The 20,569-nt window shown below is 41.8% G+C and carries 22 protein-coding genes and 1 pseudogene; 16 read left to right on the top strand and 7 right to left on the bottom strand.

The genetic code is table 11. The features are described 5' to 3' along the window. The 7 genes from V7K25_RS16195 to V7K25_RS16165 form a co-directional block, all read left to right on the top strand. Window positions 1-198: two-component regulator propeller domain-containing protein (locus V7K25_RS16195; RefSeq protein WP_335159573.1), on the top strand; the 198-nt coding region annotated here is incomplete at its 5' end. A gap of 134 nt (window positions 199-332) precedes the next feature. Continuing rightward, window positions 333-1,103: a 3-methyl-2-oxobutanoate hydroxymethyltransferase gene (gene panB / locus V7K25_RS16190; RefSeq protein WP_335159572.1), complete on the top strand. Its 771-nt coding sequence runs from the start codon at window positions 333-335 to the stop codon at window positions 1,101-1,103. Window positions 1,104-1,209: 106 nt separating this feature from the next. Beyond that, the gene (locus V7K25_RS16185; protein ID WP_335159571.1) at window positions 1,210-2,187 is read left to right on the top strand and encodes a tetratricopeptide repeat protein; all 978 of its coding nucleotides are present in this window, start codon (window positions 1,210-1,212) and stop codon (window positions 2,185-2,187) included. Window positions 2,188-2,366: 179 nt separating this feature from the next. Then, window positions 2,367-3,683 (top strand): FADH(2)-oxidizing methylenetetrahydrofolate--tRNA-(uracil(54)-C(5))-methyltransferase TrmFO, encoded by a 1,317-nt coding sequence (gene trmFO, locus V7K25_RS16180; RefSeq protein WP_335159570.1) that lies wholly within the window; start codon window positions 2,367-2,369, stop codon window positions 3,681-3,683. Between the two features lie 253 nt (window positions 3,684-3,936). Next, complete coding sequence (locus V7K25_RS16175) at window positions 3,937-4,338, top strand: fasciclin domain-containing protein (protein ID WP_335159569.1); 402 nt, start codon at window positions 3,937-3,939, stop codon at window positions 4,336-4,338. Window positions 4,339-4,543: 205 nt separating this feature from the next. Next, a complete protein-coding gene (locus V7K25_RS16170) occupies window positions 4,544-4,879 on the top strand; it encodes a hypothetical protein (protein ID WP_335159568.1) in 336 nt (111 codons plus the stop codon). 342 nt (window positions 4,880-5,221) lie between these two features. Beyond that, entirely contained in the window at window positions 5,222-6,007 is a 786-nt protein-coding gene (locus V7K25_RS16165) for a hypothetical protein (protein WP_335159567.1), read from the top strand. 407 nt (window positions 6,008-6,414) lie between these two features. Here the strand turns inward: V7K25_RS16165 and V7K25_RS16160 are convergent, their stop codons facing one another. The 3 genes and pseudogenes from V7K25_RS16160 to V7K25_RS16150 form a co-directional block, all read right to left on the bottom strand. Beyond that, entirely contained in the window at window positions 6,415-6,780 is a 366-nt protein-coding gene (locus V7K25_RS16160; protein ID WP_335159566.1) for a hypothetical protein, read from the bottom strand. A gap of 153 nt (window positions 6,781-6,933) precedes the next feature. After that, window positions 6,934-7,584: pseudogene (locus V7K25_RS16155) on the bottom strand (GNAT family N-acetyltransferase). Next, window positions 7,581-8,936, bottom strand: coding sequence for a UDP-N-acetylmuramoyl-tripeptide--D-alanyl-D-alanine ligase (locus V7K25_RS16150; RefSeq protein WP_335159565.1), 1,356 nt, complete (start codon window positions 8,934-8,936; stop codon window positions 7,581-7,583). Before V7K25_RS16150 ends, V7K25_RS16155 begins: the two are co-directional and overlap by 4 nt. A gap of 1,206 nt (window positions 8,937-10,142) precedes the next feature. Here V7K25_RS16150 and V7K25_RS16145 point away from each other — a divergent pair. From V7K25_RS16145 to V7K25_RS16135, 3 genes are all read left to right on the top strand, one after another. Continuing rightward, on the top strand, window positions 10,143-10,583 hold the full coding sequence (locus V7K25_RS16145; RefSeq protein ID WP_335159564.1) for a hypothetical protein: 441 nt from the start codon (window positions 10,143-10,145) through the stop codon (window positions 10,581-10,583). A 447-nt stretch (window positions 10,584-11,030) separates the two neighbouring features. After that, window positions 11,031-11,504: a TspO/MBR family protein gene (locus tag V7K25_RS16140; protein ID WP_335159563.1), complete on the top strand. Its 474-nt coding sequence runs from the start codon at window positions 11,031-11,033 to the stop codon at window positions 11,502-11,504. Between the two features lie 89 nt (window positions 11,505-11,593). Next, window positions 11,594-12,067 (top strand): TspO/MBR family protein, encoded by a 474-nt coding sequence (locus V7K25_RS16135; protein ID WP_335159562.1) that lies wholly within the window; start codon window positions 11,594-11,596, stop codon window positions 12,065-12,067. 5 nt (window positions 12,068-12,072) lie between these two features. On the opposite strand, the gene V7K25_RS16130 is transcribed toward V7K25_RS16135, so the two are convergent. Further along, window positions 12,073-12,780 carry a M15 family metallopeptidase gene (locus V7K25_RS16130; RefSeq protein WP_335159561.1) on the bottom strand — a complete coding sequence of 236 codons (708 nt, stop codon included), beginning with the start codon at window positions 12,778-12,780 and terminating at the stop codon, window positions 12,073-12,075. Between the two features lie 117 nt (window positions 12,781-12,897). Then, on the bottom strand, window positions 12,898-13,062 hold the full coding sequence (locus V7K25_RS16125) for a hypothetical protein (protein ID WP_335159560.1): 165 nt from the start codon (window positions 13,060-13,062) through the stop codon (window positions 12,898-12,900). 468 nt (window positions 13,063-13,530) lie between these two features. Between V7K25_RS16125 and V7K25_RS16120 the strand changes: the two genes are divergently transcribed. The 4 genes from V7K25_RS16120 to V7K25_RS16105 all read left to right on the top strand — a co-directional run bounded on the left by V7K25_RS16120 (window position 13,531) and on the right by V7K25_RS16105 (window position 17,615). Continuing rightward, a complete protein-coding gene (locus V7K25_RS16120) occupies window positions 13,531-15,021 on the top strand; it encodes an aminotransferase class I/II-fold pyridoxal phosphate-dependent enzyme (protein WP_335159559.1) in 1,491 nt (496 codons plus the stop codon). Between the two features lie 80 nt (window positions 15,022-15,101). Continuing rightward, window positions 15,102-16,121, top strand: coding sequence for an ABC transporter ATP-binding protein (locus V7K25_RS16115; protein ID WP_335159558.1), 1,020 nt, complete (start codon window positions 15,102-15,104; stop codon window positions 16,119-16,121). Between the two features lie 171 nt (window positions 16,122-16,292). Then, window positions 16,293-17,180, top strand: coding sequence for an ABC transporter permease (locus V7K25_RS16110; RefSeq protein WP_335159575.1), 888 nt, complete (start codon window positions 16,293-16,295; stop codon window positions 17,178-17,180). A 36-nt stretch (window positions 17,181-17,216) separates the two neighbouring features. Then, the gene (locus V7K25_RS16105) at window positions 17,217-17,615 is read left to right on the top strand and encodes a hypothetical protein (protein ID WP_335159557.1); all 399 of its coding nucleotides are present in this window, start codon (window positions 17,217-17,219) and stop codon (window positions 17,613-17,615) included. A 78-nt stretch (window positions 17,616-17,693) separates the two neighbouring features. On the opposite strand, the gene V7K25_RS16100 is transcribed toward V7K25_RS16105, so the two are convergent. Then, entirely contained in the window at window positions 17,694-18,131 is a 438-nt protein-coding gene (locus tag V7K25_RS16100) for a peroxiredoxin (protein WP_335159556.1), read from the bottom strand. 195 nt (window positions 18,132-18,326) lie between these two features. Between V7K25_RS16100 and V7K25_RS16095 the strand changes: the two genes are divergently transcribed. Beyond that, window positions 18,327-18,731 (top strand): Npun_F0494 family protein, encoded by a 405-nt coding sequence (locus V7K25_RS16095; protein WP_335159555.1) that lies wholly within the window; start codon window positions 18,327-18,329, stop codon window positions 18,729-18,731. A gap of 92 nt (window positions 18,732-18,823) precedes the next feature. Here the strand turns inward: V7K25_RS16095 and V7K25_RS16090 are convergent, their stop codons facing one another. Further along, on the bottom strand, window positions 18,824-18,994 hold the full coding sequence (locus V7K25_RS16090; RefSeq protein ID WP_335159554.1) for a hypothetical protein: 171 nt from the start codon (window positions 18,992-18,994) through the stop codon (window positions 18,824-18,826). 57 nt (window positions 18,995-19,051) lie between these two features. Here V7K25_RS16090 and cobQ point away from each other — a divergent pair, with 57 nt between their 5' ends. Then, on the top strand, window positions 19,052-20,530 hold the full coding sequence (gene cobQ / locus V7K25_RS16085; protein WP_335159553.1) for a cobyric acid synthase CobQ: 1,479 nt from the start codon (window positions 19,052-19,054) through the stop codon (window positions 20,528-20,530). Window positions 20,531-20,569: the final 39 nt, after the last annotated feature.

Here is a 20,569-nt window from a genome sequence, read left to right as displayed (position 1 = left end):
GGTTTGTTACGATTAAATCCAAATACAGGAGCTGTGTTAGATGCAGAAGTTGCTGGACTTCCTTCTAGTCGGGTTCTTGCCCTTGCACCTGACATCGCCAATAAATTATGGATAGGCACTAGTGAAGGTCTAGCTTGGTTAATGCCCAAAACCGACAGTGCAAAACCCCATATTGCTTTCAGTCGCGTAGTGAAGTAACAAGTTAGGAGTTAAGAGTTAGGAATTAGAAGTTATGAATTAAATTAAACCCTGAACTATTTACTCCTAACTCTTCACTCATCACTCCTAATTCATCACTCCTAACTCAGGACTCAGGACTCAGCACTAAAAAAATGGCAATCACTACCCAGCAATTAATTCAATGGAAACAACAGGGACGTTCAATTGTGGCGTTGACCGCCTGGGATTATGCGATCGCTCAACTCATCGATGCGGCTGGTGTAGACTTAATCCTTGTGGGCGACTCTATGGCAGTAGTTTTAGGGTATGAAACAACACTGCCGATAACTTTGGATGAGATGATATACCACGCCAAATCTGTGCGTCGAGGGGTTAAACGCGCATTAGTGGTTGTAGATTTACCATTTTTGACGTATCAAGAAAGTCTCCAGCAAGCAATGCACTCAGCTGGGCGGGTACTGAAGGAAACGGGCGCTCAAGCGGTAAAATTGGAAGGTGGCTATCCAGCGATCGCAGAAACTATTGCTCGTTTAGTTCAAGCTGGAATTCCGGTAATGGGTCATGTCGGTTTGACACCGCAATCAGTACATCAACTCGGTTTGCGACAACAAGGGAAAACCCAAGAAGCGAGTGAGAGGATTTTACTTGAAGCGATCGCTCTGGAACAAGCTGGTGTATTTTCTCTAGTGTTAGAGCATATCCCCGCAGATTTGGCAATGCAGATTACACAAAAATTAAGCATTCCGACAATTGGTATTGGTGCAGGAACTCACTGCGATGGACAAGTTTTAGTTACCTCAGATGTCCTCGGACTTGCCGAAAAGCATCCACCATTTGCCAAAGTTTATACAAACTTGCGAGAAACGATTACTAAAGCCGTGCAAGATTATGCTGTAGAAGTGCGCGATCGGAAATTTCCATAATAGTTTGTGGCAAATTGTGTGCAGTTGCAAAACAGCAGAGCAAAGGTTGTGATGTTTAATTCCTAGATTTGGGAATAATACCAGTGTCATAAACTTTTATAAACCAATGCTCAATTTAATATTTGCTTTTGGATATTCCAGCCTTGGTTATATACTTTATAATTCTGGTGACTATCAAGGAGCCATTGAAAATTATAGTCAGGCAATTTTACTAAATTCAGAAGATTTGACATCATATCTTAGCCGTGGAGTGGCTCGTTCACTGACAAAGGATTACCAAAATGCAATTGAAGACTTTAATGAAACAATCCGATTGAGTCCTCAATATGCTCAGGCTTATGCTGAACGTGGTGTTGCTCGTGCAGCAATAGGAGATAATCAAGCTGCAATTGAAGATTGCCATCGTGCAATTCAATTAGATCCACAATATGTACGAGCCTATTTTGGACGAGGTACAGCACGTTTTTACTCTGGTAACTATCAAGGTGCGCTAGAAGACTTCAGTCTAATAGCCAGCATAGAACGTTCTGCTATTTCTTACTACAATTTGGGAATTCTGCAATATCTTCAGGGTATTAATACTCAAGCCATTGAGCATTTAACTAAGGCTCTTTATGTAGATGCCAATTTAACGGCTGCTTACTATGTGCGGGGTAATGCGTGTTATGACTTAGGAGATGAGCAAGGTGCATTTGTAGATTTTAATGAAGCAAAGCACATTGAAGCAGCAGGTGCAGGTGAAATATATTCTGAGGATGAATTTGCTTTCTACGCAAGGGGTTTAGCTCGCCATCGCTTAGGTAATCGGGAGGAAGTTATCGAAGAGATGAATGGCTGGGTAAGTCCGCGTTTGCAAATCCGTTTTACATTAACACCGGAAACTCTAGAAATTTTTTCTTCCACTGGACAAAAGTTTTTGTCACCTGTAGAAATTGACCAGTTACGGGAACAAGAACGCAAACGTGCAGAACGGGAATGTCAGACAAAGGAAGCGGCTTTACAAGAATTAGAAAGAGAGCGCGATCGCTATCAAGAATTGTTAGCTAAACTCAAAGAAAAGGGAATTGATACAGATAATTTATAATTGTTGACTCCAAATCATTTCTTTTTTGAAGGTTACAGAAATACAAACATAGTAGAGATTATCTGGTGTTGTTGCTCCACCATGTTTTACGCTGATTATATAGTTAGTATGACTTTTTATTTAATTTTACTTTTGTGATGCTGATGGATACTTATGATATAGGAACTAAAAATTTAACTATGGAACAACAACCGATACAAGTAATTGGAGGTGGACTAGCTGGAACTGAAGCAGCGTGGCAAATAGCCCAAGCTGGAGTGCCGGTAATTCTCCATGAAATGCGTCCAAAACGCTTCAGCCCTGCTCATAATACAGAACATTTGGCAGAATTAGTGTGTAGTAATTCCTTTGGGGCAATGGCAAGCGATCGCGCAGCTGGATTATTGCACGAAGAATTACGCCAACTCGGTTCTATCGTCATTTCTAAAGCTGATGAACACGCTGTACCTGCGGGTGGAGCGCTAGCGGTAGACAGGGGACAATTTGGGCAAGATTTGACTCAAACTTTAGCCAGCCATCCTTTAATTGAATTTCGTCGGGGTGAAGTGTCTGCAATTCCTGAAGGAATTGTGGTTTTGGCAACTGGGCCTTTAACCAGCCCCGACTTAGCCGAAGATTTGCGCCGCTTTACCGGGATGGAATACCTGAGCTTTTTCGATGCCGCTAGTCCGATTATTGTGGGAGAATCCATTAATCGTGACGTTGCTTTTATGGCATCACGTTATGACAAAGGTGAAGCAGCTTATCTCAACTGCCCAATGAATAAAGAGCAGTACTTGCGGTTTCGAGAAGAACTTTGTAAAGCAGAACAAACAGAACTCAAAGGTTTTGAACGGGAAACAGCGAAATTTTTTGAAGCTTGTTTACCCATTGAAGAATTAGCACAGCGTGGGGAAGATACCATGCGCTACGGCCCCCTAAAGCCAGTGGGGTTGTCAGATACTCGCACAGGGGAACGTCCTTATGCTGTGGTGCAGTTACGACAAGAAGATAAAGCCGGTCAACTGTGGAATATGGTAGGATTCCAAACTAACCTACGTTGGGGTGAGCAAAAGCGAATATTTCAGCTAATCCCAAGTTTGGAAAAGGCGGAGTTTGTGCGCTTGGGAGTGATGCACCGCAACACTTTTATTAATGCTCCTCAGCTAATGCATCCGACTCTGCAATTTAAAGAACGCCCCACATTGTTAGCTGCTGGACAGTTGATAGGTACTGAAGGCTACACTGCGGCGGCTGCGGGTGGCTGCTTGGCGGGAATTAATGCAGCGCGGCTAGCCTTGGGTAAAGAAGCTTTGGTTTTACCACCAACAACAATGATGGGTGCGTTATTGGAATTCATTAGTTCCGCTTCGCCGAAGCATTTCCAACCAATGCCGCCCAACTTTGGGATTTTTCCCGAACTGGGTGCGAAAATCAAAAGTAAGCAGGAGCGTTATGGACGTTACCGCGATCGCTCTTTAACTGATTTAGCAAACTGGAAAGTTAATCATAATTAATGGGCATTGGGCATGGGGAAAAGGCAGAGGGGCAGGGGGAAGGGTACAGAGGAGAGGAATATTTCCCCCTGCTCTCTGCTTCTTGCTCCCTGCTTCCTTATCTCCCTCACTCCCTCATCCTCCCCTTGTCTCCCCTGCTCCCTGCTCCCCTGCCTCTTTTTTAACGCCTGATTTTAAATTTATTTTGTTTAATAAAACTTCAAATAGGTTTATTATCCTTTAAAATCTTTTGCAGAGATTCTAGGTAAAATATATGGCTGATATTGTTGATATTGCAGTTACGGCTGAGTCTTTTAAAACACTGGTGGCAGCTGTACAAGCTGCTGGTTTAGTAGAAACATTAAAAAGTCCTGGGCCGTTCACAGTCTTTGCACCAAATGACGATGCTTTTGCCAAATTACCTGCGGGAACTATCCAAACTCTGTTACAGAATATTCCCCAGCTAACGCGGATTTTAAAGTATCATGTCGTTCCAGGAAAGCTCCTAAAGACTGATTTGGCAGAACTCGGTACGGTTAATTCTGTGGAAGGTTCACCTATTAAAATTAATTCTTCTGATGGTTTTGAAGTTAAAAATGCCACAGTTTTAGCAGCAGATATCGAAGCTGATAATGGTGTGGTACACGTTATCGATACGGTGATTTTACCGGGTTAATTCAGCTAGGGTGGGTATTTTCCACCCTACTGATCCAAAATCTTTATAATTAACTAACTATTGGGAGTATCAAAACGTAACTCAATAGTTTAATTTATGTTATATTTGCAATGTGATTACTCACTCATATATTAATGTTAATTTAGTTATTTTAAAATACAATAAATTAAATTATTAAAACGCTAACACCTATCCCAAGAAATTAATGCTCGATTTAAACACCTTAGTTGAGTTCTCTCGTGGCAACTGCGTTAGTATTTGTGCATTTCTCGTACCAGCGAACTTACTTGTCACAATTTTAACGATGAGCCTGGTAGCGTTACGTCGCCCATCGTATCAAGTATGGCAATCTGCTGGAATTGCTAGCTTTTTCGCTTCTGTAATGATACTGCACGTATATACTTGGTTCCTAATTGGCGTGGTGATGGCTCCTACTTATATCTTGCTGTGGCTAGCAATCACCTGTTTAGTGACTAATTTGGCAGCAATTCTTTTTCAAAGACGCTACAGTAATAACCCTAGTCTTTCCAACAACGCTTGAAATCTACACATAGTCTTGATGGCACTATTTCTTCAACTCGCTAGTGCATAGACGCTTCTTCGGCTTGTCATTAGACATCACTTTTTACAATTCTTTCATAGCACCCAATAGGGCAATTTTGCCCTTTTTGCGTGTGTCTGCCAATAATTACAAACCTCGCACCTTCTGATCGGCTAAAGCAGTGCTTAGACGCTTTTTCGCCTTGTCGTTAGACATCGCCTGCCATATTTTAGATTATTGATGTAGTATAAGTATACTTCACAACTCGCAATGAGTTTCGATTACCCATTCTATAGTATTCAAGTGTACTCATAGAGATATTAATAGAGGAACAGAAGTTTAATGACCTCAACTACAACTTACACCTACGATGCCAATGGCAATGTGATATCTGAGAACATAGATAATAACAGTGATGGAACAATAAACTCAGTTATTAAATACAGCTATAACCAGACATTTCAAAACTTTGAGAGCGACGGCATCGAAGATGTTGGGAACAACACCTTTACTTATGATATCAACGGCAAGGTGACATCCAGACGTGGAGACTTTTATAGCGACGGTATAGTTGATATATTGGAAATTTATACTTATGATGCCAAAAGCAACCTAATATCCAAAACTGTCACCCAGAACAATCGTACATCTAATACCTACATTTCTTATGATGCTAATGGCAACAAGACATCCGAAAGGGATGACAATAACAATGATGGCATCATTGATTATGTCAGAACCTATACTTATGATGCCAACCGCAACGTGACATCCTTTAGTCGTGACAGCAACAATGACGGCATCAATGATGAGGTCACAAAATATACTTATGATGCTAAAGGCAACAAGATATCCGAAAGCTTTTACGGCGAGACTAATTTTATCACGAACTATACTTATGATGCCAAAGGCAACCAGACATCCCGGAGCGTTGATTACAAGGGCGACGGCATAGTTGATTATTTTGAAAGCTCTATTTATGATGCCAATGGCAACAAGACATCTTTTATTCGTGACAACAACGGCGACGGTATCGCCGATCAGATCACAAGCTATATTTATGATGCTAACGGCAACCAGACATCCGAGTTTAATTACTTCAAAAAATTTGCTATATTGGCGGGTTAAACCCACTAATAAATCACCAGAGATGAGGAAAAGCGATCGCTTTGAGGTACAAAAATAGGTTAGGCTCTACCTTACCTAATTGACGCCTCTCCATTCATGCTCGCTGTAGAACCTATGATTCAAAGCCTACAATGTTTCAATACATGATTTGCATAACTGTTTGACCAAAAGCGAACATAGCTTGCCGCAAGCTTGAAGATCAGTTATAATGCAACAACTGATCTACTTAAGTGTTCTTGATCTTTAGAGGTTGTTTGAAAAGTGTTCGCTGTGACTTTAGGCACTTGAGATCCCCCTAACCCGCTTAAAAAGGGGAACCGGAATCAAAGTCCCCCAATTTATCGGGGGATTTAGGAGGATCTAGAACTTTTGATACCAACAACAGCACTTTTCAAACATCCTCTTAACTACGGCTTTATAAGTTTGATGGAATTGTATGGAGTTAAATTGATTTTTAGAGATCTACCCGCAGCTATAACAATCGGACAATTGGTTCCATTCGAGTTTTTACATAGCGCGGCCAAAGCACCTCCGGTCTGGTTGTTGTAGACGTAATGTTCATTGTACTGATTATAGAGTTTGGTAGTACCGTAGCGGTAATATGAAACAGTGGGTCCTGATAATATGCTAGCACCCTCTGGATAGATACAAACAGTCCCTCTGGAGCATAATAACGCATTTTGCGCCTGTGCAGGAGATGTAGCTGTTGTACCGGGCAACAGCAAAGCGCTCAAAAAGAATAAACTAGAACCTACAGAATTTAAAAGTTTCATAAAATTTCTCGCAATGGTAGATGTAAACCTATAATTAAAAATTTAAATACAAACTCCAGAATTACGAAAATTATTTACTAATCTTTATAACCCCTAAACCAACCTTCCCAAGCTTCCCAACACTTCCGATATTCCCAAACCTCTTTAATATCTTCAACACTTTAAAAATCTCTGCCCTAAAGAGCATGTTACGGCACTTGGATAGGAATTTTGATCGGGACTAACCACTTGCCCCCAATCCCCGCCATCCCGAATTTGACTCCGTAGCCCTCCAGTAGCACGGGGTTTGTTTTTAGTGATAGGGTGCGATCGCAGACAAAAGTAAAAAAGAATACATACTAATTTTATTTCCTGGAAGTCCCTTCCTTTTTTTTGCAAAACTCTCGCCGAGGCAATGTTTGCTGGGCGACAATTAGCAAAGATACGATGTAACTCTAACTCCTGAAAACCAAATGATACAATTGCTTTTAAAGGTTTAGTTGCATATCCTTATCCCCAAAATTCTTTAGTAAAAGAATATCCAATAGAGCCTATTTTGTTATCAGTATCTAGAGTAGAAATTCGACAAGTACCAATTAATTGCTTTTGGGCTTTTAAAGTCACTGCCAAGGCAAAATGCTGACGGGGTTCTTCCCCTTGCAATGAAATCTCTGTTTGCAAAAAATTTTTGGTATCTTCTTCGCTATTAGGCCCAAAAGTCAAATAACGCACAACCTCACGATCGCTAGCGTATTGATGAACCGCTTGCCAATCTGATTCTACAAAGTCTTGCAGTATGAGACGTTGAGTTTCTAGTGGTATCATCTGGAAAATTCTGCACGTAACTGATTGACTACCCGATCTAGCCCCACAGAATGGGCGGCTTTGAACAATAAACGATCGCCTGCTTGTACAAATGTCTTTAACCTAGCAACCAAATCAGCATGAGTTGCAAAGCACTCCGATGGGATACCTTCGGCACTAATAGCGATCGCTTCGGCATCTTGTCCATCTACCAAAACCAATAAGCCGTCTAAATTCAACTTTCGCACTGTTTCTCCCACTCGCTGGTGCAACTGCTGCGATCGCTCTCCCAATTCTTTCATTGCACCCAATACGGCTATCTTCCGCTTTCCGGGTGTCTCTGCCAATAATTGCAAGGCTGCAATCATAGCTTCTGGTGCAGCATTATAAGTTTCATCTAAGATTACCACATCGTTCGGTAAGGTAAATCGCTGCGATCGCCCTGTGGGCATATCCACCATTACACCTGCTTTAAGGCTTGTCCAATCGATTCCCAACACCTTTGCCACTGCTAAAGCTGCCAAGAAATTAGTTGCATTGTGACGGCCAGGTAAAGGTAGAGGTAGTTGGATTCCGGCAACTTCCACCTGGTCGTTATCAATTAATTGTCCTTGGATATCCCCACCAGAAAAGCCGTAAGTTAAAACTTCTCCGTGCCAAAATTTTGCTGCTGTGGCCATTAATAAAGGATTGTCGTGGTTGAGAATTGCCACACTATCAGCAGACATTTCGGCTAATAACTCACATTTTGCCTCAGCGATCGCTTCTTCCGAACCTAGTAATTCAATATGTGCTGTCCCCACATTGGTAATCACTCCAATTGTTGGACGTGCTATTTGCGTCAGTTCGGCAATTTGTCCCCTACCCCGCATCGCCATTTCAATCACGGCGTAGTCATTTTCTGCACCAAGTTCTAGGAGAGTTTTCGGGACACCGATTTCGTTATTGTAATTTCCAAAAGTTTTGTGAACTCGCCCCTTTGTTCCTAAAACTGCCGCAATTAATTCTTTAGTTGTAGTTTTACCCACGGAACCTGTTACACCGATTACAGGGATGTTAAAGCGATCGCGCCACCATCTGCCAATTTTCTGATATGCTTTGAGGGTGTCTTTTACTTGTAGTACAGGAAGTCCTGGATTTTCGTATTCAAAATCCACAATTGCCACTATTGCACCTTTTGCGATCGCAGTTTGCACAAATTCATGTCCATCAAACTTATCGCCTCGTAAAGCTAGAAATACTTCACCCGGCTTCAGAGTACGGCTATCTGTTTGTATACCGTAACTTACTTGTTTTAAATCATTTTCAGATAAGTTTACAGAACTGGCCAAAAGAACTTCAACCAGTTGGTTTAGGGTGGCAGAACAATGCATAAGTAATTTACAATTTAAAGTTTAAAATCATAAAATCGAATTATGCCATAATACTGCATTAAACCACAAGATTTGCGATTCTTGAAAAAGAGTTCTCTTGGCTATTGCCGATGAGTTGCGACTACGTTCGTTTATAAGTAAATACGCTTCAGTTAAGGCTAAAACTCTTTATCAAAGTCAAATTTTTTAACGTAGACGCATTAGCGAAGCGGTAGCGTCAGCGGCTTGCCGCAGGCTACCGCCAATTAGTAAGGATAGAGAAGTCGGAGGCAGCGTGAAATTTTATATTTATAGCAAAAGCCTTGGTGATTAGGACATCAACAGATGATAAAACTTAGACACAAAAAGACTTTTCACCCAGTCCCCAGTCCCTTGCTATAATTTGACCCACTTACTTAGTTCACTCTCATTTAAAAATAAAGGCGTACCTATATAAGTACGCCTCTATAGCCAATTGATTTGTTGCCAAGATGTTTTAAAAATAGTCTACTCAATCCATTTTAGTTAAAAGAGTTTGAGAGTTGATTAGGGTCTAGATTAGTAGGAAATAATAAAATTTCCTTGCCTTCTAAGTTTGCCTTCTGGTGAAGCAAAATTGCCTTTCCCAAAGAACAATATTTAATTGGAACCCATCTGTCGCTATAAAAGTAGACAGTTACTCGGCTCATTGCATACTCTTTCAACGGCAGTGGAAGAGACCAGGACGAGTCCATAGTTTGAACCTTACCTATTGAGTCCATGCTTTGAACCTCAGCTAATAAGTATATTTACTCTCACTCATCCCAGTGAGTTTTAGTAAGTATCATAAGAAATAAGCTGATATAGCTTTAAGTTAGATATTTAGGTAAAAGTTTAGGATTCAACGAGTTTTTGGTTGGGATTGAGTCTTAGTAGTTAGTAAGAAATTTTCGGGCAAAGTTTGACAGGTTGTCTTTTGACGCGACTACTCTTTTAAAATTATCGTTATTAAATAAGTAGAGCGGCGTTAATAATTAAAGGTTTGTAGTGAGCGTCTCTAGCCCTCTTATGAGGACTAAAGTCCTCTCTACAAAATAATTTCAAGATTTTTTACCTTACTTAACCTACTTTGATTTATTCTTACCGACTTACTTATCTGGTGGAAAATAGGATAAAAAATTTTTGAATTTTGCTTTAATTGCCTTTCCCCAGTCACCCTAGTCTACTTCGCTTACTCTTAGAAACTTTATGTTCCACTTTACCCTAGAGAAGAATTTGGGATGGCTATTATTAATTTCGGTTTTGATGGCCACACCAGTTAATGCCCATACCGAAAAGGTCTCAAACGATGTGGGCGGGATGCTGCATATTGAACCTTTTGACAATCCTCAAGCTGGGAAAACCGCTCATGCCTGGATTGTCCTCACCCGTAAAGGCGGGCGACTAATCCCCCTGACACAATGTAACTGTCAGTTGGCTGTCTACCCTCAACCTCACAATGAAACTGATACTCCATTGCTAAAGCCCAGTTTACATAATGTATCAACCAAGCATTATAAAAACATCCCCGGAGCCGACATCGTATTTCCCAAAGTAGGAGTTTATGAATTGGAGTTAAGCGGTACTGCAAAATCTGGAGCTAGTTTCAAGCCCTTTGTGTTGTCTTACCCCGTCACTGTCGGCTCATAAAAGCTGAAGTGTGTAAAATGTCATGCTGTAGCAAGATCCCGCAGGGTTCAAAATCTGATCATTGTTCACGAGTATCAAAGACTCATTCCAAGAGACATCTCCAGAAATTAAATATGCGTTACCCATAACCCTTGTAAAGACGTAGCAGTGCTACGTCTCTACATTCTTTTTCAAAGATGTCTAATGCCCAATTCCCAATGCCCATAATTTAAATAATTCGTAATTCGTAATTTGTAATTAAGTTTTGTAATGGGGATTTAACCCCAACACAAAACTTGCCGATTATAGAACCGGGGGACTTAAACCTACGGAACTTGTTAAAATCCTGTCAAACGATGTGAAGGTTTCAAACTCAGGGATGATGAGTAATTAGCAACTAAATTGACAAAATCACACTATAAAGAGTGATATTAAGCGATAGATAGCGCTTGTAAAGGAATAACGGCCATGATTAAATCTTGGATGGTGATTGGGGGTGTGGCTTTTTTAGTTGCCTTAGCAGCTAACGTGATTACATCTAGCGATCGCCAATGGTTCAAGCGCTTACAACGGCCGAGATGGCTAACTTTTGAGGGTGCGATTCCCATTATCTGGACTGTAATATTTATTTGCGGTGCTTGGTCAGCTTATATTGTCTGGGAAAAAGATCCAGGAAGCACCTCAACCTGGTTAATCATGGGTTTATACTTGCTTTTAGAAATTGTAACCATTGCCTATACACCTGTAATGTTTAAGCTTCGCAGCCTGAAAGTCGGTACAATTCTTGGTGGCACAGGTTTTATCATTTCTGCTTTATTGATACTTGCAGTTTTAGGTTTTTCTGGTTGGGCAGCACTATTACTACTTCCTTATTTACTGTGGAGTCCCATTGGTACTTATACTACTTGGCAGATGATCCGTCTCAATCCTCAAGATGCCTAAGATTCGCACCAGGGAATGATTAAACATATAGCTTAAATTGTCAAACTTGCAGTGTATGACTTGACAAAATACACAAGCAGGAGTGCATTATGATTCCATCTTGGATAATAATTGGGGCTGTAACTTTCTTCGTCGCCCTTGGTAGTTTCTTCATCACACCGCGTGATGTTAAATGGTTTGCAAATTTAAGTCGCCCTCGTTGGCTAGTTTTCGAGCCGCTAATTCCGGTTATCTGGACTGTGATTTTTATTTGCGGTGCAGCTTCAGCTTATATTGTCTGGGAAAAAAATCCAGGAGGCATAATTACTTGGCTACTAATGGCTTTGTACCTCTTGGTGGAAATTATCACCGTCGCCTACATACCTGTAATGTTGAGGTTCCGTAGTCTCAAAGTTGGGGAAGTTCTTGGGCTAATCGGTTTAATTTCAGGTGTTATCCTGGCAATCTGCGTTTTGCCGATTTCTCTAATGGCGGCGCTGTTACTCCTTCCGTATCTAATTTGGACTCCTATTGGTACTTACACTACCGACGAGTTAAAAGAGTTGAATCCTCAAGATGCATAACGCATCTATACAAGCCGCCCATAACGTGCTGTGACAGGCTTGGCTGGATTGGATTGATTATTCAGCCAAGCCCACATTTGATCGCCAATAGAAAAATGCCACCATTCTCTAGGATTGCGTTGAAAACCGACTTTTAACATTACATCTTGCAATAGCTGACGGTGAGCATGATACTTTTGGGCTTCTGGGCGATCGCTATTGGCATAATAATCTGGGTGCGATCGCTCTGACATTTCATCAATGGGCGAACCCATATTTATTATTTTCCCTGCATCATCTACTAGCGTTACATCTACAGCCCCACCCGTACTGTGAGGAGGGGGAGTTTTTTCATCAAAACTTGGTACAGCCCAAATTTCATAAACAGCTTCCCAAATTTCTTGGCGTTGGTTTGGGGATAATTCCACATTAGTTAATCCCCTATCCTGCACTGCTTGGGCGAAGCTGTAATCTACCATAAACTGCTGGACTGCGATCGGGCGATAAGCATCAAAAATTTGGATACGCCAGTTTGGATGCAACAGTTCAAGATAATTTTGCGCTTGGATCAAATTTTCAATAACGCTTTGACGGAGATAATAGGGGGAGCGATCGCCATAGGGCGCACCTAATTTTTCATAAGGATGGGGAGATTCCACCGCAAACAATTCTAAAGGAATCGCTATTATCGGTTCACCACACTCAAAAACCGGAATTTGATGATAAGGTCTCATGTGAATAATTCGTAATTCGTAATTATTACCTCATGCTGAACATTAGGCAATTGCCAAATCATAATGTAAAACTAAGATTTCATCTGATCTCAAAATTGCCATTGCATATTCACAGCCTTAGGTATCAGCAAACTTGACTAAATAATGATATTCTTCTTCTTGCTCATACACTTCTAAAATTGTCCCAACTTGCCCTCTGGGTAAGCTTTCGATAAAAGTATAATCTTCCAATAGTTGTAATCTCTCAACGGGAATAGCCTTTAATGTAGCAATAGTATCCAAAAGTTTAATTTTTTTCATTTAACTTCAGAAATGCAGTAATCAAACGTAGATAAACATTATTAGCGGTAGTTTCCCAAATTGTCCGCAGCCTGATTCCGTCTGTATCAGGTACTATCCAATCTACCTTAAACTGTTAACCAAATTAACGATTTGTTCTTTTTAAGCTGTTGCGCCTTTAATTTGCACTAATCTTTTTTCAAGATGATTGTGGGGTGGGCATCCTGCCCGCCCTGATAATGCAAGTTATTAGGACTTACGCACTGTACAAATGAATCATCTTGTATATTAACGTAAATACGTTGTTTCAGGCTTTTACAAACCATCCTTTGTTAATTGCGATCGCAAAAAGATAATTGAAAAATCTAGCTAAAAGCCTTGAAAATCATATCTGTCATTTAGGCTTTTCTGTCAATGCGTAAGTCCTAGTTATATACATAACAGCTTAATTACGAATTACGAATTATTTTAATGCTCAATCAAAACCAAACACCTTTATTAGATGCCTTAAAAGCCAATGCAGCTAGACTCCATGCGCCTTTTTACACCCCAGGACATAAACAAGGTGAGGGAATTTCTCAACCCTTGGCTGACTTACTTGGTAAAGCTGTCTTTCGCGCTGATTTAACAGAATTAGCAGATTTAGATAATCTCTTTGCACCCCAAGGCGTTATTCAAGAAGCACAACAACTAGCATCTGAGGCATTTGGCGCTTCACAAACATGGTTCCTTGTCAATGGTTCTACTTGTGGAATTGAAGCGGCAATTCTCGCTACCTGTGGCATGGGGGATAAAATCATTTTGCCTCGCAATGTCCATTCATCTGCGATCGCTGGTTTAATTCTCTCCGGTGCAATACCCATTTTTCTCAATCCTGAATACGATCCAGTTTTAGATATTGCCCATAGCATCACGCCTAATGCTGTAGAATCTGCACTCCAACAACATCCAGATGCTAAAGCAGTGTTGACAGTTTACCCAACATATTACGGCGTTTGTGGAAATTTGAGTGCGATCGCCAGCATTACACATCAATATAATATTCCTCTACTTGTAGATGAGGCACACGGCGCCCACTTTGCCTTTCATCCAGAATTACCCACTCCAGCCTTAGTAGCAGGAGCAGATTTAACTGTACAATCCATCCACAAAGTACTTGGTGCAATGACACAGGCATCAATGCTGCACATCCAAGGTAATCGGATAGATTGCGATCGCATCAGTAAAGCTTTGCAACTCGTACAATCTACCAGTCCTAGTTATTTACTTTTAGCTTCTTTAGATGCAGCGCGTCAGCAAATGGCACTTCACGGAAAAATGCTGATGTCTCGCACTTTACAACTAGCTAATGAAGCTAGAACAAAAATCAGTCAAATTCCTGGATTATCTGTTTTACAACTTTTTAGCCCCCCTTTTGAAGGTGGGTTGGGGGGATCTTCCGGCTTTGTGGCTTTAGACGAAACGCGATTAACTGTCACTGTTTCTGATTTAGGTTTAACCGGATTTGAGGCAGATGAAATTCTGGATGAAAAATTTGCTGTCACCGCCGAATTCGCTTCACTGCAACATCTCACCTTTATCATTAGTTTGGGCAACACCCCAGCCGATATTGAGCAACTAGTACAAAGTTTTACTACTCTTGCCAAAGAATATCGCCGAACCAACTTAACTCTTAAAAGCGATCTTTGGCAGGATGTTTTCACTACAAAGTGCCATCCTTTACATTTTTCTCCCCGTGAAGCCTTTTTTGCTGTCAGTGAAATACTACCTTTGATACAGACCAATCAGCGCATCTGTACTGAAATCGTCTGTCCCTATCCCCCAGGAATTCCTGTATTAATGCCGGGAGAAGTCATTACCGAACCCGTCCTTGACTATCTACAGCAAATTCAGGCGATGGGAGGATTTATTAGCGGTTGCAATGACACAAGCTTCAAAACTTTGAAAGTGCTGAAAATTTAATTTTTGTCCTCCCAAGACTCTTCACCTTCTACAATAAAGATAGACTTTATTGAGATTTGTATAGTTGGGGATAAGCTGTCATGGCTCCCGCCGTTTTCATTCAAAATTTGCAAAAACGTTACGGTAAAGTAGTTGCCGTCCAAGATGTTTCCTTTCAAGTAGAACCAGGAGAAATTTTTGGTTTACTTGGCCCCAACGGTGCTGGAAAAACTACTACCTTGCGTGCTTTATGTACACTCACCACACCGGATGCTGGCAAAATCGAAGTATCTGGCATCTCTGTGTTAGATAATCCGAGAGTGGCAAGACAACGATTAGGCTACGTAGCTCAAGAAGTCGCTATAGATAAGGTGCTGACTGGAAGAGAACTGCTGCAACTGCAAGCCGCACTTTATCACCTCCCAGGCGCAGTAGCGAAACAGCGCATTGAGACTGTATTAGATTTACTTGGTTTACAAGAATACGCCAATAAAAAGACAGGAACCTATTCCGGGGGTTTACGTAAACGCCTAGACTTGGCTGCTGGGTTACTCCATTCACCGGATGTTCTGGTGTTGGATGAGCCAACTGTAGGACTTGACATAGAAACGCGTTTTGTGGTGTGGGATTTCCTGAGAAAATTACGCGCCTCTGGAACGACGGTAGTAATTACCAGCCATTACTTAGAAGAGATTGACGCTTTAGCCGATCGCGTGGCAATTATAGATCGCGGCGTTGTAATTGCGGCTGGCACACCTTCACAATTAAAAGATCAAGTAGGGGGCGATCGCATCACTTTGCGAATCCGCGAATTTTCTCCGATTGAGGAAGCAGAAATTGCCAAAAACCTCTTGCAAACTTTGCCATTTGTGCAAGAAGCGATTATCAACAGCGCTCAAGGTAATTCCCTCAACTTGGTAGTGACACCTCAGAATGATGTTCTGATTAATATACAGCAAGCGCTGAATACTGCTGGCTTGCCCATATTTGGCATAGCCCAATCTCGCCCCAGCCTTGATGATGTTTACCTCGCCGCTACAGGACGCACACTGATGGATGCAGAATTAGCAGCCGTTGCCACTCGCGATCCTAAAGCTGAGAAAAAGCAGAATATGAGATAGGGAATGGGGCAGGGGAGGCAGAGGAAGCAGGGGAAGAAGAATATTGACCAATGCCCAATGCCCAATTCCCAATTCCCAATACTTCGGCTTCTCTACGAGACGCTACGCGAACGCTCAGTACAAGTGCCCAATGCCCAATCTAAAATTCAAAATCCAAAATCCAAAATTGCTATGAGCGTTACTCCTAAATCTGATATCAATTGGCAGCCGTTAGCATCGCCACAAGCTGATGCTAATCCTGCACCTAACTTTTTCGGTGAATTGGTACAAGAGACGTTGGCTTTAACTCGTCGCTTGTTTATTCAGTTACAACGCCGTCCCTCCACATTGGTTGCCGGAATTATTCAGCCAGTGATGTGGTTAGTGCTATTTGGTGCTTTATTTCAAAATGCCCCCAAGGGATTGTTCGGCAGTACGACAAATTACGGTCAATTTTTGGCTGCTGGAGTAATTGTGTTTACAGCCTTTGCTGGGGCGCTGAATGCTGGTTTGCCCGTAATGTTTGATCGCGAGTTCGGTTTTTTGAATCGTTTGCTGGTAGCACCGTTAGCATCACGGTTTTCCATTGTCTTTGCTTCAGCAATCTTTATCATCAGCCAAAGTTTGCTGCAAGCAGCCGTGATTGTTGCAGCAGCAGCGTTTATTGGGGCTGGACTACCAGATGCAACGGGTTTATGTGCGATCGCTCTAATTGTCTTCCTCTTAGCTTTGGGTGTAACAGCAATCTCCCTTGGTTTAGCTTTCGCTCTACCCGGACACATTGAATTGATTGCAGTGATTTTCGTCACTAACCTACCATTATTGTTTGCCAGTACAGCTTTGGCTCCTCTATCCTTCATGCCTCAGTGGTTGCAGGTTGTGGCTACACTGAATCCTCTCAGCTATGCGATCGAACCCATTCGCTATCTGTATCTCCACAGTAGTTGGGAACTAGGTAGCGTAGTCATGCAAGCTCCTTGGGGTGATGTTACCTTCGGGGGAGCGTTGCTGGTATTGTTTGGCTTTGCCGTTGTTGCCTTACTGAGTATTCAACCCCAACTGCGGCGAACTCTTGCTTAAAGAGATAAAATAGAGCAATTTTAGGGTCAAAATCCCATGAAAAAATCATTTTTACAAATTCCTAGACTCTTTGTGGCTACCGTGGCAGGAATTAGCTTTGCTTCCTTGCTCATGGCTCAACCAAGTTCGGCTCAAGTCAGCAGCCCAGCCGATGCTTTTCCCAGTAATAGTACAACAGACCAAAATACCGATCCTTTCTCCCGTTCAAACTCAGACAACTTCAACATGTTTGACCTGATTCATCGGGCGAATTTCGGGACTCTCAACTGGAATTCTAACCAACAGAACGAACAATTAGACTCAGCCGCAGCAGCTTTTAAAGCAAGGCAACAAAAACTAATTCGAGGTGAACAACAGCAACCAACCCCCAGTTTGCCATCGTTTACACTACCATCAGCTACGCCGCCATCGGTTACACCACAATCAGGTAACTGAATTCAAGCAAAGAACCCCAAGCCTCTAGAGGCTCGGGGCTGAAACTATTTAAAAAATCCTTAGTTATCAGGTAAAAAACTACAGCCCAAGTGCAGCTAAAACATCGCTAGCATGGGTGGTGGTATTTACAGTAGTGTCAACATGGGTAATTTTGCCGTTGGGGTCAATTACGTAGGTGACGCGTTTGGCATAACCGCCCCCATCCACATCGAAAGCTTTGATTAGCGATTTGTCGGTGTCAGCCAGTAGGGGAAAATTCAAATCATATTTTTGGGTGAATGCTTGATGAGAGACTTCATCATCTGCACTGACTCCCAAGATGACAATATCTTTACCTTGATATTGAGCCTGGGCATCCCGAAAACTACAGGCTTGTTTGGTGCAGCCTGGCGTGTCATCTTTGGGGTAAAAATACAAAACGACCGTCTTTCCCCTTAAATCAGATAACGAAACTGTGTTGCCCTTTGTATCTTTAGCGGTAAATGCAGGTGCATCCGTACCAACTGCTAGAGGCATAATTAACCTTTCCTGTTTCAGATTGTTGATGCACTTGAAATTTTACATTAATTTATAATCATTTAATATAATTACTAAAAAATAGCATAACTATACTTTAAGTAAGCAATTTTTGGTTAAATGAGGTAGTTGCTACAAGAAAAAATATATTCTTATATTAATTTTTATTAGAAGAAAAATTACTACCCATACACAATGCCTGCTGTTGATTCCCAAAACCCAAATATTTTTGTCTATCCTCAAAGCACAGTAGAGAGAGCCGAGCGATCGCTAGTGTGTTCACCCTTCAATTTATCTTTATTTGAAGTCATGGGACACGAGAGTGTGTCATTAACTGCGATCGCACTGGAAAATGGCCTCAAGCAGGGCTATACTAAACGCCCTTTATCAGAATTAGCCTGTGACAACGCCTTGGGCTGGCTGATCCAAGTGGGTGTATTACGCCGCGAAGTCGATGGTCAGGGAATTACAGATAGTTTTCGCCTCACTCCCTTGGGTCGCCAGTTGGTGGAACAATATCAGGGAAAAAATTGGCGGATACCTTCATGGCGCGATCGTTTATCTGATGCTGTGATTCGTTGGTTACGGATACCTTTTTAGAATAAAAAACTAAAAAGTTAGGATTAGGGAATCAAAGGGAACAATATATACGGAAACGTCACATCTATTCATGAAGTCTTTACCATAATCATCTAATTGAAATTTCTGATGGTACTGGGAAAGAGATGAGGCAGAGGAGAAGTGTACTGCTCTTGCAAGGGCAATAAATTATACAGTAATTCTCCTCCTGTTAGCTGCTCCCGTTCGGCTACGCTCACGGCAACTCTACTTCCCTGTTTTTTAACTGATGGACGGATTGCCATATAATTGTTAACTCCTAAAAATTCACCCTGTATCCTGAAAACTAACTAATAGCAACTATGAAGTCAATTATGGTGGTGGGGACAACATCCCATGCAGGGAAATCACTTTTAACTACAGCTATTTGTCGCATTCTGTCGCGGCGTGGCTGGCGAGTGGCTCCCTTTAAAGGTCAAAATATGGCTTTAAATGCTTATGTCACTGCCAATGGTGGAGAAATTGGCTATGCCCAAGCAGTGCAAGCTTGGGCGGCGGGAGTCGTGCCTTGGGTAGAAATGAACCCAATTTTACTCAAACCTCAAGGGGATATGACTTCCCAAGTAATTATTAAAGGCAGGTCTGTCGGTAAAGTAAGTGCCTCAGATTACTACGAGCAATATTTTGAACTGGGGTGGCGGACAATTGAAGAATCGCTACAGCATTTAGGAACAGAATTTGACATGGTGGTTTGTGAAGGTGCCGGTAGTCCAGCAGAGATTAACCTCAAGCACCGCGATTTAACTAATATGCGGGTGGCAAAACATTTAAATGCGCCAACGATGTTAGTAGTTGATATTGATCGGGGTGGTGCTTTTGCCCATGTCGTGGGAACCTTAGAGTTATTAGAACCAGATGAACGCGCCTTAATTAAGGGTGTAGTAATTAATAAGTTCCGAGGACAGCGATCGCTCCTAGAACCAGGGATAAAATGGTTAGAAGAACGCACAGGTATCCCCGTTGTTGGTGTTATACCCTACTTACAACAAGTTTTTCCAGCAGAAGACTCCCTTGATTTGCTAGAACGTGAATCCCATAAAGGCCAAACTGACCTCAACATTGCCGTCATCCGCTTACCTAGAATTGCCAATTTCACCGACTTTGATCCACTAGAATCAGAAAGCACTGTTTCAGTAAAATATCTTAGTCCTAAGCAAGATTTAGGACATCCTGATGCAGTAATTATCCCAGGAACAAAGACCACAATTACTGATTTGCTACTGTTGCAAAAAAGTGGTATGGCAGAAGCTATCCAACACTATGCGGCTTCTGGGGGAACGGTTTTAGGTATCTGCGGTGGGTATCAAATGCTCGGTCAAATCATCGCTGATCCTGAAGGGATAGAGGGACAAGCAGGTAGGTATCAAGGGTTAAATCTTTTACCAATCAGAACCGTAATTACCGGACAAAAAATCGCCCGCCAGCGCCAAGTTAGCTCAAATTATCCGCAACAGGGCTTGCCAGTAAATGGCTTTGAAATTCACCAAGGGCGATCGCGCATTGAACAGCAAGGTATAGACCCTCAATCGTACCATGCCCTATTTGACGATATTAATTTAGGGTTAGTGGATAGTTGTCAATCAGTCTGGGGTAGTTACCTCCACGGGCTTTTTGACAACGGCCCTTGGCGACGCGCTTGGTTAAATCGCCTCCGTCAACAACGCGGTTTAAAATCTTTGCCCACAGGTGTTGCCAACTACCGAGAACAGCGAGAGCAGATTTTGGACGCTCTAGCCACTGAAGTAGAAAGCCATTTAGACTTAACTCCGTTTTTGTCTTAAGCTAGACTCTGAAGGATCTATTGTTTGCAGAACAGGGTA

This window comes from Nostoc sp. (genome assembly GCF_036919495.1).
Lineage (GTDB): Bacteria > Cyanobacteriota > Cyanobacteriia > Cyanobacteriales > Nostocaceae > Nostoc.
The sequence above is the reverse complement of the archived record's forward strand: the minus strand, read 5'-3'. Positions and strand labels throughout refer to the sequence as shown.

What these genes read in the sequence shown, in the direction of transcription:
- panB (WP_335159572.1), top strand. Translation starts at nt 333, where the DNA reads ATGGCAATCACTACCCAGCAATTAATTCAATGGAAACAACAGGGACGT.
- V7K25_RS16185 (WP_335159571.1), top strand. Translation starts at nt 1,210, where the DNA reads ATGCTCAATTTAATATTTGCTTTTGGATATTCCAGCCTTGGTTATATA.
- trmFO (WP_335159570.1), top strand. Translation starts at nt 2,367, where the DNA reads ATGGAACAACAACCGATACAAGTAATTGGAGGTGGACTAGCTGGAACT.
- V7K25_RS16175 (WP_335159569.1), top strand. Translation starts at nt 3,937, where the DNA reads ATGGCTGATATTGTTGATATTGCAGTTACGGCTGAGTCTTTTAAAACA.
- V7K25_RS16170 (WP_335159568.1), top strand. Translation starts at nt 4,544, where the DNA reads ATGCTCGATTTAAACACCTTAGTTGAGTTCTCTCGTGGCAACTGCGTT.
- V7K25_RS16165 (WP_335159567.1), top strand. Translation starts at nt 5,222, where the DNA reads ATGACCTCAACTACAACTTACACCTACGATGCCAATGGCAATGTGATA.
- V7K25_RS16160 (WP_335159566.1), bottom strand. Translation starts at nt 6,780, where the DNA reads ATGAAACTTTTAAATTCTGTAGGTTCTAGTTTATTCTTTTTGAGCGCT.
- V7K25_RS16150 (WP_335159565.1), bottom strand. Translation starts at nt 8,936, where the DNA reads ATGCATTGTTCTGCCACCCTAAACCAACTGGTTGAAGTTCTTTTGGCC.
- V7K25_RS16145 (WP_335159564.1), top strand. Translation starts at nt 10,143, where the DNA reads ATGTTCCACTTTACCCTAGAGAAGAATTTGGGATGGCTATTATTAATT.
- V7K25_RS16140 (WP_335159563.1), top strand. Translation starts at nt 11,031, where the DNA reads ATGATTAAATCTTGGATGGTGATTGGGGGTGTGGCTTTTTTAGTTGCC.
- V7K25_RS16135 (WP_335159562.1), top strand. Translation starts at nt 11,594, where the DNA reads ATGATTCCATCTTGGATAATAATTGGGGCTGTAACTTTCTTCGTCGCC.
- V7K25_RS16130 (WP_335159561.1), bottom strand. Translation starts at nt 12,780, where the DNA reads ATGAGACCTTATCATCAAATTCCGGTTTTTGAGTGTGGTGAACCGATA.
- V7K25_RS16120 (WP_335159559.1), top strand. Translation starts at nt 13,531, where the DNA reads ATGCTCAATCAAAACCAAACACCTTTATTAGATGCCTTAAAAGCCAAT.
- V7K25_RS16115 (WP_335159558.1), top strand. Translation starts at nt 15,102, where the DNA reads ATGGCTCCCGCCGTTTTCATTCAAAATTTGCAAAAACGTTACGGTAAA.
- V7K25_RS16110 (WP_335159575.1), top strand. Translation starts at nt 16,293, where the DNA reads ATGAGCGTTACTCCTAAATCTGATATCAATTGGCAGCCGTTAGCATCG.
- V7K25_RS16105 (WP_335159557.1), top strand. Translation starts at nt 17,217, where the DNA reads ATGAAAAAATCATTTTTACAAATTCCTAGACTCTTTGTGGCTACCGTG.
- V7K25_RS16100 (WP_335159556.1), bottom strand. Translation starts at nt 18,131, where the DNA reads ATGCCTCTAGCAGTTGGTACGGATGCACCTGCATTTACCGCTAAAGAT.
- V7K25_RS16095 (WP_335159555.1), top strand. Translation starts at nt 18,327, where the DNA reads ATGCCTGCTGTTGATTCCCAAAACCCAAATATTTTTGTCTATCCTCAA.
- V7K25_RS16090 (WP_335159554.1), bottom strand. Translation starts at nt 18,994, where the DNA reads ATGGCAATCCGTCCATCAGTTAAAAAACAGGGAAGTAGAGTTGCCGTG.
- cobQ (WP_335159553.1), top strand. Translation starts at nt 19,052, where the DNA reads ATGAAGTCAATTATGGTGGTGGGGACAACATCCCATGCAGGGAAATCA.